Genomic DNA, 12,905 nt, shown 5'->3' with positions numbered 1-12,905 from the left:
GATCGCGAAAAGCAATCCAAGTTGACCAAATCACAATCGGATTAATAGTAGGCGCAGCTAATAAAAAGCCAATGGCCACAGAAATCGGTACTCGCTCTAAGAGTAAACGTCTGGCAACGGGAACGTTTCCACATTCACAAACGGGAAAAAGAAATCCCACTAAGCTTCCCATTAAAGCTCCTAAAACTGGATTTTTAGGCAGAACATGAATCAGTTTAGCTTCATCAATAAAGAGGAGTAAAAGACTAGATAGAATCACCCCCATTAATAAAAAAGGAAAGGCTTCAACAATTAAGCTCAGAAAAAGAGTTACACTATTGCCTAACTGATTCATAACGATTTTGCTCTTTCTGGTTTCGTACTATTTTGACTGAACCGTTGTTTAATCGGTTGCGCTGGATTCCCGGCATAAATCGTCATGGGTGCAAGGGATTTTCCCGTGACACTCCCTAATCCCAACACTGCTCCCCGACCAACCGTGACATTTGGTCCAATGATTGCCCCAGCAGCGATCCAACTCCCTTCTTCCAGAGTAATGGCAGCGGTAATTAATGAAAAGTTAGGGTCACTCCAGTCGTGATTACCGGTACACAAATAGACGCCTTGAGAAACGCAAACATGATTTTCAATGATAATCGGAGCAAGATTATCTAACCAAGCCTTTTCACCCAACCAAACATAATCACCAAGGGTGAGTCGCCAAGGAAATTTAATCCGAACACCGGGCTTAATTCGGACCTGGGAACCAACTTTTGCACCAAATGCGATTAATAAACGGACTTTCAATGCAGAGAAAGGGATCCAGTAACTTTCGAGCAGCGGGCTTCCCAAAAAATACCATAGAAGTTGCTTCCAATAGGGAGCACCAGGCGTGTAGGAACCAGTCGTATAGTGATTCAGTTGCATGATCGTCTCCTTTTGAGGTAGCCCATCTCAACTATTTATCTCGTACCATTCATCTCGATCAAGATTTGACTTAGATTGATGATGATTGGTATTTGACTTTAAATGATAAAGCAGTGAGTTAGAAATCAATTGCTTCAATTGTGGCGATGGGCACGATTATTGTTTCCTAACTGACCTCAGCGCGACTCCAAAGTTCCTCAATTTCCCGAATCGGATTTGTCAGACCACATAATCATCTTCGATCACAATTCAAGAATCACGGGTGTATGATCACTGGGTTTTTCTTGTTGACGAGGAACAATGTCAATCCAACAATTGGCTGCTTTTTGATACAGTCCTGGGGTTAAAAAATGATGATCAATCCGCCAGCCTCGGTTTCTAGAGAAGCCACGGGTGCGATAATCCCACCAACTATAATGTCCACCTTCAAGATTAAATTTGCGAAATGCATCTTGGAAACCTAATGACTTGATCATTTCCAGTGCTTTTCGTTCTGGAGGAGAAGACATAATATGATTGTCCTTTCCTTTGGGATCATAAATATCTCGGTCCTCAGGCGCAACATTAAAGTCACCGCAGAGACAAACTTCTGTTTCTGTGACCAGCTGCTGAAGATATTGCTTTAAAATTTCAAACCAAGCCAGTTTATACTCATATTTTTCACTACCCACACTGCTACCGTTAGGAATATAAAGATTAACAATCCGAATCCCATTAATGATGCCACTAATTACGCGTTTTTGTTCATCGTAAGGGTCAGCAATATCTTCCCCCAAAATGGGGCTAAAACCTGCCGCAGGAGAGTCTAAAGGTTGCTTGCTAAAGATTGCCACACCGTTATAGGATTTTTGCCCAGAAACGTATACTGAATAACCCAATTCTTCAAAGGGTGTTCTTGGAAAATCTTCATCAACGACTTTCGTTTCTTGTAAACAAAGAACATCCACTTCATGTTGTTTTAACCAGTTCAAAACTTGGTCTTTGCGAGTGCGAATTGAGTTGACATTCCAGGTGGCAATTTTCATGTTTGAGTTCATTAACAGCAAGATTGCTTTTAGCCGTGAGTTTCGCTTTGAGGTCGAAAATCGACCCGTAGAGAGCGCACACCAGCTTTAATCACCACTTTATTATTAGTGACTCCCAGATCACTTGTCAAAGATTCGTCCTCGTTTCACCTTTAATCAATTTTCGCTGTTTGCTCGATCGCGCTGCTGTTTGATGCCACACTTTGCCAGAAATCGAGAATAGCATCTCCCACTAGCTGGGGATGATAATAATGAAAGAAGTGATGTCCAGTGCGACATTCCCAATTGCGATCAGTGGGTTTAAAGTAATTTTTCCAACCGTTGAGGGCATTGGGATCAACAATAACGTCATCTTGACTGCCACAAACGAATAAAGGAGAAGTAATGGTTTGGGCTTGGAGGCGACTTCGTTGCATCAGAGAGTGGGGAGAAGGCGTGGCTTGTAAGTCTCCGGCTAAGAGTTTGACAAATCCTTTGGTGCGCTTTTGATCTTGCCCTCCAAATAAAGCTCGTACCATTTGCGCTAAGACAATTTCCTGACTACACGCAGATAAAAGTTGACGATACGTATAATAATGGGCGTGCCAGTCAATTAAAGGATTGACCCCAACGCCCAACAGGGTTAGCGATTGCACCCGTTCTGGATATCGCAGCGCATAGAGAAAGGCGACGACGCCGCCGGTACTGTGTCCGAGGAGATGGACTGGATGATTGGCATATTTGAGATAATCATGCAATAAAGTGAGGGGAATATCTAAGCTACAAGGTTCATCTTCTGCTTGCTGATAGGCCCATTCTTCAATGGTAACTTGACGAGAAAGGTAAGTTTGTAAGGGACGGTGAAATCGCTTTAGGGTAGGACTAACACTGATCCAAAGGGCTTTTTGTGACATGAGGAACGTTTTTACTCCGGCTAATTATTGCAAATTAAGTTCAATAAGAGGCATGAGATATAGAATAGCAGATTTGGGGGCAATTCAGGCAACCGATGAAGCTGAATCGTTATCATTCCTTAATATTGAATGAATTTGAGGAGGTCACGGTGTTAAGAACACTAGAAATGCGTTGGTTTAAGCAGGGAGAAATTCCACTTTCAATGAGTCGCTGGTTTAATCAAGATTGCCCTGGGAAACGATTAGAGGAAGCAGACCCCCGTACCGATTGGTATCTACAACTGATCGCGCCCTGTGATTATTTGAATATCAAGTTTCGCCAAGGACGGTTAGAAGTGAAGTGGCGAGAACAACAATTTCCTCCGCTTGCTTTAGGGCAACAAGGAGAGGGCATTGTGGAACAGTGGGTGAAATGGCTGTGTGAAGCCGAGAGGATGCAAGACTTTTTACCGCAAGATCCGACTTGGGTGGCAGTGGAAAAGGCGCGATTACAACGTCAATTTGTGTTATCACCGGAAGCATTTTGTAATCTGGAATTAACCCAACTGCGCGTCCAAGAGCAAAACTGGTGGACCCTTGGTTTAGAAAGTACTGGAGACCAAGATAGTTTGTATCAAATTGTGTGGGAAGTGGGTCAAAACTGCCCAGAAACCTTCACGAAAGAAGACGCAGCAGCTTATCCCCATTGGCTAACCCACCAGTTCGGTCAGAATCCACAAAATTAGGGGTAAACTGATAAAACTCAACAAGGTAGAAACGACCACAGTCCGGGCAGCGCGATCAGCTTCGCCACCAAATTCTCTCACTATTCTTACCCTCCACCAAGTATCTGCTAATTTTCAAGCAAAGAAATGACAAGTCCCAATATTTGAATCAGGCTGGGTTTAGACTAGAGAATTGGGAACAACTGAAGATAGCAATCCAAACAATAATTCAAGAAAACGAAGCGATAGAAGATGTGTTCATTTGTATCTTTTAATACCATAAGATATTATTTCAAGCAAGTTTTTTTTAAAATGTTATACTTATATTATGAAAAAACAAAATATTCCGAGTACCATCACCCTTAAAAAAGATAAGGTAATAGCGCATCATATTAGTGATGGAAGTGAATTAATCCCTGCTGAGATACAAGCAAATACACAAGAAGAAATTAATCAATGCCTGAATAAGTCTTTGAAAGGTGGATACACTATTGATGACGAAGGTATCATCAATAACTACGCAACTGAACCCGATGTATCTGAAGCAGACTATCCATCCCCAGAACAACAAAAACGTTATTTCTTTTGGGGAGCTGGGGCTACACTACTTATTACTGTTGGCTTACTGATTTCATTTGCTGTCAGCTAGACATAAGCAAAGCTAGGTATTTCAATTCTTATCTTAGTCCTAAATACCTAGCGAGAATCGATCCCACCATTTTCGCCCTAGTTTTGGCATCAAGAGTAGTAATGAATCAACCAACCCAATTATCTTTAGAACAGGAATTTCAACTCAAAAAATTTGCCGCTCAAGTACAGCATTTGTCTCACGAACATGCTCAAGAATTATTAATCGATCTATATCGGCAAATGATGATTAAGGAAAAAATGTATCAGCATTTTCTGCTGCATGAATGGAATCTAGATTCAGGCATAGTCTCTAAATAAATTCGACAAAAGGCATTACCGTACTTAAGAGCTATTAATCCTGTCTCCATCAATCAAGAATGCGATCGATAATTACAAACTGTCAAAACCTTCAATGCTTGCATTGAGGGTTTAGTCAAAACATTACCAAAGGTTTCTCATGGCTGTATTTTCTAATCTTATTCCTCTTCCCGAACCAATTCAGAATCAGTCCAGTGTTAGTTCCCTGAAGCAGCGCCTTGATTGGGGTGAACCAGCCCTAACTATCATTGATGTCAGACCCAGAGTACTCTTCAATATTACTCATATCATGGGTTCTATTTCGATGCCGATGGATGAGCCTAACAATTTTGCTCCTAATGGTGCTTTGCAACCGCCCTTCCAAAAACCAATTATTGGTCGCCAAGCCATTCTCACCTATATGGGGGAAGAATGCCAGGGACTCAAATTGATACCAGAGCGAGGCAGAATTGAGTCAATGGACGAGGGCTATACCTCTATTAAACTTACAGGCAAAGTCCAAACGCCTTAGTTTGGTTCTAGTGTTGGTATGAATATCGCCTGGCGGTTTTTACTCGATCCTCAAGACAATATTTTCTTCGTAGCGGTTGATTTACTGGCATCACCAAAAGAACTACTCAACCTAGTACCTCAGAAAGTGAATTAGTATCTTGACCGGGCGTTGCTGAATCAAGGTATGATCAAATTTAATCTGCGCAATGGCTTAGCCGGTTCCCGCAGGGAACATCGCGCCAGTTCCTCGAAATCGCATCTGGGAGGAACAGGCACTACTGCATAAGACTTGACCTATGGTTGCTGTTTTAAGTTCGCGATGTGGCGAAGCCACCCTCTTTCGGGGATCGCGCTTACCATATCATACTCTAATTCAGCAACGCCAAATATATCTCCGTTAAATTAAGCCTCAATGACCACTTTCAAATTTCCTCGTTTCCGCACCACCCGACAAGCAGTTGCCCCATTTGATCGTTCAAATTCTAAATCTAATACAGTACCACCCACTTTCAGATTATTGAGACATAAGGATTGGATAGATTCCGGTAAGGTGGGGTGAACAATCCGTAAACAATTGCCAGAGGCATTGGGTTTTAGGTTCACCATCGACTGCAGGAGTTGGAAAATAGCTCCGGTTGCCCAAGCTTGAGGAGAACAAGCTACAGGATAGCGCACTGGAGAACGGTTGGGCGTGCGTTTGTACCCACAAAATAATTCTGGGGGACGCTGGTAGGGTTGCTCGCTACACATATCAATAATAGCTTGACTAATTTCTAAAGCCTGTTCCACAAAGCCTAAAGATCGTAATCCTGTGACAATGAGACCATTATCATGGGGCCAAACTGCGCCTAAATGATAGCCCATGGGATTATAGGCAGGAGAAAGACTGCTCAGAGTACGAATCCCCCAACCACTAAACAAATCTGGAGCTTGTAATCGTTCAGCAACACTACGGGCTTTGTCCAAATCGAAAATCCCTAATCCCAGACAGTGACCAGGGTTAGAAGTAATACTATCAAGGGGTTTCTTATTTTCATCAAGGGCGAGGGCGTAATACCCTTGTTCGGGAAGCCAAAAGTCTGAGTTAAATCTTGCTTTAAGCGCTTGTGCCTCCTTATACCATCGTTCTGCGAGATCATGGCGTTGTTTTAGGGGTGCGAGTTGGCTAAGGCGCATTTTTGCCGCATAAATATAACCTTGAACTTCACAGAGGGCAATACTACCAGTTGCCAAATTGCCTTCTTTATCAACCATGCAATCCCCTGAATCTTTCCAACCTTGATTTTGTAATCCGCCCGCAGATTCGCAATGGTAATACAAATAGCCATTTTCTTCGCAAAAACGGTCAATCCAAGCCATTGCCGCTAAAGCATTGTCCCACAACTCGTTAAGCAACCATTCATCATTCGTCCAAGCATAATACTCGCAATAGAGAATTAACCATAAGGGGGTGGAATCCACCGTCCCATAATAGGGAGTATGAGGCACTTCTCCACAACGCGCCATTTCTCCTAAGCGCAGTTCATGGAGGATTTTCCCGGGTGCTTCTTCTTGCCACTGATTATCAACTTTTCCTTGATATTCTGCAAGTGTCAGCAAGGTTTGCCGAGCAATTTGGGGGGCTAAAATAAGGGTTTGCCAAGCCGCAATAAGGGAGTCACGACCGAATAAAGTGGCAAACCAAGGAATTCCAGCAGATAGAATTTTTCCCTCGCCAAAGGTTTGACCCAACAAATAAATGTCATTTTCGGCACGTTCAATAATTTGGTTTAAGGCTCGATTATCCGTCCGAATTTGAGTAATATCCTGATGCCATTGCGCTTGTTCATTGACGGCTGAACCATGAGCTTGCTGTAAGGTCATCGGTGCGCTAACAACAGAAGCAGATTGATTATCAAGCATAGGTTGTAACCGATAACCAATTTTCTGTGTTTCGTGAGCCTTCAATGTCAAATCCCAAATTGCTGTGTAGCCTTGGAAACGATTCGGAGGCTGATGAGAGAATTGAATCCGTGATTCCATTAAAACTTGGTCTAAGCCTCGATACGCTAAGATGAATTCTCCTGTTTTCTCAACTAAGAATTGGATATTATCACTATTTACTTGTTCTGGAATGACTTGTCGCATTAACTGTCCCACTTGGGGGCGCACCCGTCCTCGGATTTCAAATAGGTCGGCAAAATCAGCGTTAAAACTGAGGCTCATTTGAAACTGAACCGTTTCAGTGTTGTAATTGGTCAGGGTAATTTCTTCAAAAAGTCCTCCCTGTAACATGAGATCGCGCTTGATCCCAATCGTTTCTGCTTTTAAGTGATTCGGTAAGTAAGGATTGGTACAAAGTACAGAGAGAGCAAACCCTTCCTGCGCGGTACTACTGAGGAGAATGGGGGGATGTCCTTCAATTTGAAATTCTAGACGGTTGAGAAAGCGAGTATCTTTGCAAAAGAGTCCTAAGCTGACATCCACTTGCTCATTTTGACAGGTAATATTGCCAACGGTGTCGGTAATTAAGAAAATGTCGTCTGCTTTTAGGGTGAGGGTGGGTTGGAGGCGTTCAGTTTGACTACATTGCCATTCGGGGAGGGGTATTTGTTCGGCTTCAGCAAAGGTTCTACCATGAGATTCGATGAGATGAAGGGGAAGGATTTCTGGGGACATTTTTTCTCCTATTTGGTGGCATTCATGGCAATTGCGGGGATTTGCAAGCGACCATTCCCTTGTTGTTTCTTTTGCAGAATCGTTTGATAAATGGCTTCGTAGTCATCGGTCATGCGCTTGAAGTTATACTTTTCTTCAACTCTGGCACGACAGGCGTAACGAGAGATTTGGTTTAACTGTGAAACAGCAATAACACACTCAGCAACACTATGACAGAGAAACCCAGTGACACCATGGGTAATGACTTCTGGTGCTGATCCCATTGCCATGGCAATGACCGGCGTTCCACACGCAAGAGATTCAATCATGACTAATCCAAAGGGTTCTCGCCACTGAATCGGAAAAAGTGTCGCGATCGCGCCTCCCATGAGGACATTTTTCTGTTCGTGATTGGCTTCTCCCAGAAACTGAATTTGTTCACCGTCAAGATGAGGGGCAATTTCTTGTTCAAAGAAGGTTTGATCCACAACATCAATTTTGCCGGCGATTTTCAATTGATATCCGGTTTGTTTGGCAATTTCGATGGCGAGATAGGGGCCTTTTTCCGGGGAAAGTCTGCCGAGAAAGGCAAGGTAAGGGGGATCATTGGGTTGAGGATAAAATTCAAATCCTTGCGGCGCGATCGCGTTATACGCCGTTCCCACATAATTTAAACCTAATTCGGGTCGGCGTTGCGAATTGGAAATACTAACAAAATTTTGCTGCCCATGCTGTTGAAAAATGGGTTCCATCCATGTCGGAATAATGCCATGTAGCGTATGCACCACTGGGGTTTTACTTAAATTCGCGTAGGGAAAGCTCATGTAACCGAGATGAGAATGAAGGAGATCAAAGTCCTGGGCTTGAGTAAAAACTTTGCTCAGTTGCATTTGCTCATAGAGATTATACTGCGAACTAGGAACGTCTGAGTTGCGTAGAGATTGGTCACAGCAAGGATCAAGTTTGGCGAGGGTTTCGGAATCTCCGGCAGCAAAAAGTGTGACCTCATGACCCCGTCGCACCAATTCATTTGTTAGTAAACTAACCACTAATTCAGTTCCTCCATAAGTAATCGGAGGCACTTTTTCCCATAACGGCGCAAGTTGAGCAATCTTCATTATGATTAATTTCCTGAAACGAAGGGATTACAGTCTAGCTATTTAGGTGTAAATTTTTGACGCCTGAGATGAATCCAACTTTTATGGATTAAGTGATAATACTGAATGATCTCTTCTTCTATCTTAGAGTTTAAAAACCTATTCTCACTGTCTCTAAGGGATTAGATTAAAATGACATCGCAAAACGTGAAAAATATTCAATAAGCTAAGATGCAAACAAATTCTAATTCGCCAAGACCATAGCGAGCACAAGAAAACATCGTGATCGCGCAATTAGCAACTAATAAATTAGAAAATTGATGAGCAGGTTTATAAACCTATTTTCCGAAGACCCTCTGACTGGAGACGATTGGATGCAACGGAGGCTCCTTTTAGAAAGTAATGTAGCATTCCAGCAATCTTTTGATGCTGCCTCATTAATTGGTCTAAAAATTCAGCTGTTTTGTAATTCTGAGTTTGATTATTATAGTAATCATAATATTGGCATAACTTACCTACGATCTCTTCATGATCTTTTAGGAGTTGAGAGATAATAGCGATGGCAACAGGAATTCTCTCTGCTTGTTGTTTAAATGAAGCAATTCTGGCAATTCCTTCCATGATTCCTTTGGGATTGCTCCCTAATAAGATAATCTGCTCCTCAACTTCATCAATTTCGACAATTAGGGCGTGACAATGCTCTTTCCAAGATTTGTAAAGGGACATAAATTGTAATTGTTTCCCCACCATCTCCCGGTGATATCTTCGGGTTTTAACCAACACTAGATAACTGTAAGTAATCATTAAACTCTGGTTAATTAGATCAATCATGTCTTGACATTCCTCATTGATCAGTCCCATATTGATTGGCTGCATGGATAATCTACTGATGGTCACAGTTTTTAACATAATGTTAATGACTTGATTCCCGTGTTTTTACGTTTGCCTTTTGCTTTGCCATAGCGAATATGGATCATTTAAATCCCTTAAGTCCCTTTGCGGGATACCAGTCCATAAAGAAAAATTGCAATAATTGCCCCAATTACAGCCAGAATTAACCCAAAAATGCTTAATTGTGGTGCAATTAATATGAGAGATCCAGTTTGTATTAATGTGTGCAACGTTCCACCAATAAAAGCTCCAATAACCCCTAATAACATGGTTGCTATCCAACCTCCTCCTTGATGACCGGGGACAATTGCTTTCGCGATCGCGCCGGCTAATAGTCCTAAAATAATCCAAGCAATAATATTCATAGTCAAAGTCCTTTAAATTAAGTTGAATGCTGATTATTTCTTAGATTGTTGTAATCGCGAAGGAAAGAAAGCGTGATTTTATTGATAACTAGGCTTCTAGCTCAGAATAGTGATCTAGCTAGAAACCTAGGAAGAATGCTAGCCTGATGTTATAAATGTTGCTATTTCGCGATAGGAAGAACGTTTTATGCTCTCTTTAATCACTAACAGAGCATCTAATTGACTAGTCAATAGCGTCTTTGGTTTTATCTTTGACATCTTCAACAGATTCACTCATTTCTGCCTCTGTTTGTTTGGCTTTTCCTTTAGCCTGAGCTTCATGATTGTCAGTCACATCGCCTGCTGCTTCTTGAACCTTACCTTGGACTTTTTTGACTGCTGCTTTCGCTTTATCTTGTAAACCCATATCATTAGGCTCCTTAGTAACTTTCAAATTAGATACTGGAGTTGATTCTCCGATATCTAAATCTAACGATGACAGGTAGAGGTTCGATTTTCTGAGTGAATTGGTTGATATGATTTCAACCCATTTAAAATATACGTAGTTATAATTAATTATTGCCCTGCCATTCTCGGTCTTCGAGTTCTTTTTGGGGCATCAGTAATGTCGCTTCAATTTCTTGGCGAATGGTGCTTGTAATCTCGGCGTTACTATTCAAACAATCCACTAATAACTGATTGGCATCGTAATAGCATTTTAAGATTATTTGTTGTTCAGCATTAAACTCCCAAGGATGGTGGATATTGCGCTCATCAGTAATTGTAGCCTGCAACCGCTCCTTCCAGTTAGAGTGATTCTGTTGCCACCAAGTTTGTATTGCTTTTTCGCTGTAATTGGAGGTGGGTAGTTCATTTTTTAGTTGTTGCAAGGCTTTATAAAAGCTATTATCTCGAACCATCACTAAGATATTGCTAAGGGCTTCTCGACAGGCTTGGATATGGGCAAAACTCTGATTTTGATCCAGGGCAAATTCAGTCAGAAAGTTTTCTAAAGCAGCATCTAAGAAGATTCCTTGATCCAAGGTACTAGCTAAGGCAAAATGATCGGCTATGTGAGAGTTTTGTGCCAGAGTCAGGTAAAAGGCTCGGTTGGTGGCTATTTTGGGTTCAGTGGAAATCGTTTGAGATTTTTGGTTCGCCCACTCTAAGAATTTTTGCAAATAGGGATCGTCAGCAACAAGGGCATCAATTTCTTGTTTCATTAACTGGACAAGAGAATCAGCACTGCGCAACATCGACGCTGTCAGCAGGAAAATTTCATGCCAGTGGGGATCAGTAATATGTTGAGCTAATTCTCCTAAGGCGTTTTCTAATGATCGAAGATTATGAGTAGCGACAATTTTTCGGGCTGTCAAATATTCTTGAAATACGAGGTAAGAAAAGGAAAAAATGCCTCGCGCTCGTTCGATAAGGAGTCCATGTTGAGCCTCAATGGACTTTAGAATTGCCTCACTTTCCAGTTGTAATTCTTCTGAGTCGAGGTTTGTATCTGGCAGATTTTGTAAGTAATCTTCAATGTATTGTTCAATGGTGCGTTGCTCGAAAAAATATTGTCCTTTTTCAAACGTAATCGCTGCCAGTTGACTCAGTAGTTTCATTTTTTGCGGTAATCGAAACTCTCGATAGGCGTTATCCCGTTCCACGCCTTTGGTTTCATCCCATTTTCCCAGTAGGAGATCTAACCCCTGTTTATAAAAGGTGGTCTGCTTACTGGGAAGTTTCCCTTCTCCGTGAAATACCCAACAAGCAAGATGTAGAAAAAGTGGGGTTTCGACGAGTTGACGGAATTTCCAGTTTTCTGGTGATTCGAGTTTTTGAATAAATTGAGCGGCTTGGGCTTTTCCGGAGGGAGTTGCGGTTCTGCTGAGTAGGGTAAACCATTTGTGGGCAAAAGTGGTAATTTGTTCTTCCGTAAAGGGGGCAATTTCCACATCTGTAAAACCACGGAGGCAGAACTTTTGGGCGGCGGTTCGACAGGAGGCGACAAAGCGATTGCGATGATATTTATCGGAGAAAGCTCGAATTTCTTGAATAATGGGGGTGATGTCTTGGCTTCTGACTTCGTCCATCCCATCCATTAAGATCAATACTCGCCCTTGGGTGAGCAGCGTTTCTAAAACAGATGGATTGGAAATGCCAGAGGTAGCAAAGGTTTTGCGGATATAGTTGAAGAGGCTAAAGTCCCCTTGACGTTTGGCAAATTCTGCAAACTCTCTCAAGGTGATATACACTGGCACTTGTTCGGCAGCAAAGTTCCCTTGATTACACTGAATGGCTAAATGTTGTAAAAATGTGGTTTTCCCGACTCCCGGTCTTCCTAAGACTCTCAATTTGGAGTGGATTTCGACGGCTTGCATTCCCGGGATTTGGGTTTGTTCCACTAAGCCTAATCCAACGCGATCAAATTCTGTGGGCTCTAAGTTATTGAGCGCTGTGAGTTCAAATGATTGTTGATTTTGTACCGTTTCTAAAATATTGACATCGACATAAATATCATCAATTCGCACCGGATAGTTGATGTCGAGGAGTTGGAGAATGCCACAGCGATGTTGAATGGTATCTCGGTGCTGCGATCGCGCTTGTTGAACCAGTTGATCAATATCTAAGGGGGGAGGGGGATTATCGACTTCAGGAAATTCTGTTGGTGGATTGAGCGCAATCTCTCGCCAATCTAAATCTAAAACATGACAAATTTCCATAAAAACCTGCCGATCTACGGGTTTTCCGGTAAAAAATCGCCAGATTGGTTGACGGGTTTTGAGATTAACTTCTGCGGCTAAATTGTCTTGAGTCCACCCGATAAGAGCAAAGGCACGTTTCGCCTGTTGAATGCCAGCGGGAGACGCTTGCAGCGATCGCTTAGCCATGATATTGATATGAAGTCCTGATGTGTGCGTTAGGTAAACACAAAGAAAGGTACTTTTACTATAGCTGTTTTTTGGCTTGT

General features: G+C 42.1%; 13 protein-coding genes and 1 pseudogene. 4 read left to right on the top strand and 10 right to left on the bottom strand.

Features of this window, described 5'->3' with window-relative positions; genetic code table 11:
* From GVY04_20865 to GVY04_20850, 4 genes are all read right to left on the bottom strand, one after another.
* Window positions 1–334 (bottom strand): permease (locus GVY04_20865; GenBank protein NBD18488.1); only part of this gene is annotated, 334 nt, incomplete at its 3' end.
* Window positions 331–906 (bottom strand): colanic acid biosynthesis acetyltransferase WcaF, encoded by a 576-nt coding sequence (wcaF, locus tag GVY04_20860; protein NBD18487.1) that lies wholly within the window; start codon window positions 904–906, stop codon window positions 331–333. The genes GVY04_20865 and wcaF, both read right to left, overlap by 4 nt.
* Before the next feature lie 242 nt (window positions 907–1,148).
* On the bottom strand, window positions 1,149–1,931 hold the full coding sequence (gene xth / locus GVY04_20855) for an exodeoxyribonuclease III (protein NBD18486.1): 783 nt from the start codon (window positions 1,929–1,931) through the stop codon (window positions 1,149–1,151).
* A gap of 152 nt (window positions 1,932–2,083) precedes the next feature.
* Complete coding sequence (locus GVY04_20850) at window positions 2,084–2,824, bottom strand: alpha/beta fold hydrolase (protein ID NBD18485.1); 741 nt, start codon at window positions 2,822–2,824, stop codon at window positions 2,084–2,086.
* Between the two features lie 149 nt (window positions 2,825–2,973).
* On the opposite strand from GVY04_20850, the gene GVY04_20845 reads away from it, so the two are divergent.
* The 4 genes and pseudogenes from GVY04_20845 to GVY04_20830 all read left to right on the top strand — a co-directional run bounded on the left by GVY04_20845 (window position 2,974) and on the right by GVY04_20830 (window position 5,122).
* Complete coding sequence (locus GVY04_20845; GenBank protein ID NBD18484.1) at window positions 2,974–3,549, top strand: hypothetical protein; 576 nt, start codon at window positions 2,974–2,976, stop codon at window positions 3,547–3,549.
* Window positions 3,550–3,856: 307 nt separating this feature from the next.
* Entirely contained in the window at window positions 3,857–4,177 is a 321-nt protein-coding gene (locus tag GVY04_20840; GenBank protein NBD18483.1) for a ssl1498 family light-harvesting-like protein, read from the top strand.
* 101 nt (window positions 4,178–4,278) lie between these two features.
* Window positions 4,279–4,476: a phycobilisome degradation family protein gene (locus GVY04_20835; protein NBD18482.1), complete on the top strand. Its 198-nt coding sequence runs from the start codon at window positions 4,279–4,281 to the stop codon at window positions 4,474–4,476.
* Between the two features lie 139 nt (window positions 4,477–4,615).
* Window positions 4,616–5,122, top strand: a pseudogene (locus GVY04_20830) (hypothetical protein).
* A 248-nt stretch (window positions 5,123–5,370) separates the two neighbouring features.
* Here GVY04_20830 and GVY04_20825 read toward each other — a convergent pair.
* From GVY04_20825 to GVY04_20800, 6 genes are all read right to left on the bottom strand, one after another.
* Entirely contained in the window at window positions 5,371–7,626 is a 2,256-nt protein-coding gene (locus GVY04_20825; protein NBD18481.1) for an amylo-alpha-1,6-glucosidase, read from the bottom strand.
* Between the two features lie 8 nt (window positions 7,627–7,634).
* Window positions 7,635–8,723 carry a glycosyltransferase gene (locus GVY04_20820; GenBank protein ID NBD18480.1) on the bottom strand — a complete coding sequence of 363 codons (1,089 nt, stop codon included), beginning with the start codon at window positions 8,721–8,723 and terminating at the stop codon, window positions 7,635–7,637.
* Window positions 8,724–9,032: 309 nt separating this feature from the next.
* Window positions 9,033–9,611 carry a DNA starvation/stationary phase protection protein gene (locus GVY04_20815; protein ID NBD18479.1) on the bottom strand — a complete coding sequence of 193 codons (579 nt, stop codon included), beginning with the start codon at window positions 9,609–9,611 and terminating at the stop codon, window positions 9,033–9,035.
* Between the two features lie 77 nt (window positions 9,612–9,688).
* Window positions 9,689–9,958 carry a GlsB/YeaQ/YmgE family stress response membrane protein gene (locus tag GVY04_20810; GenBank protein ID NBD18478.1) on the bottom strand — a complete coding sequence of 90 codons (270 nt, stop codon included), beginning with the start codon at window positions 9,956–9,958 and terminating at the stop codon, window positions 9,689–9,691.
* A gap of 223 nt (window positions 9,959–10,181) precedes the next feature.
* Window positions 10,182–10,364 (bottom strand): CsbD family protein, encoded by a 183-nt coding sequence (locus tag GVY04_20805; GenBank protein NBD18477.1) that lies wholly within the window; start codon window positions 10,362–10,364, stop codon window positions 10,182–10,184.
* Window positions 10,365–10,509: 145 nt separating this feature from the next.
* A complete protein-coding gene (locus tag GVY04_20800; protein ID NBD18476.1) occupies window positions 10,510–12,825 on the bottom strand; it encodes an NACHT domain-containing protein in 2,316 nt (771 codons plus the stop codon).
* Window positions 12,826–12,905 lie beyond the last annotated feature (80 nt).

The sequence above is a fragment of the Cyanobacteria bacterium GSL.Bin1 genome, assembly GCA_009909085.1.
Taxonomy (GTDB): domain Bacteria; phylum Cyanobacteriota; class Cyanobacteriia; order Cyanobacteriales; family Rubidibacteraceae; genus Halothece.
This window is presented reverse-complemented; position numbering and strand designations above follow the sequence as displayed.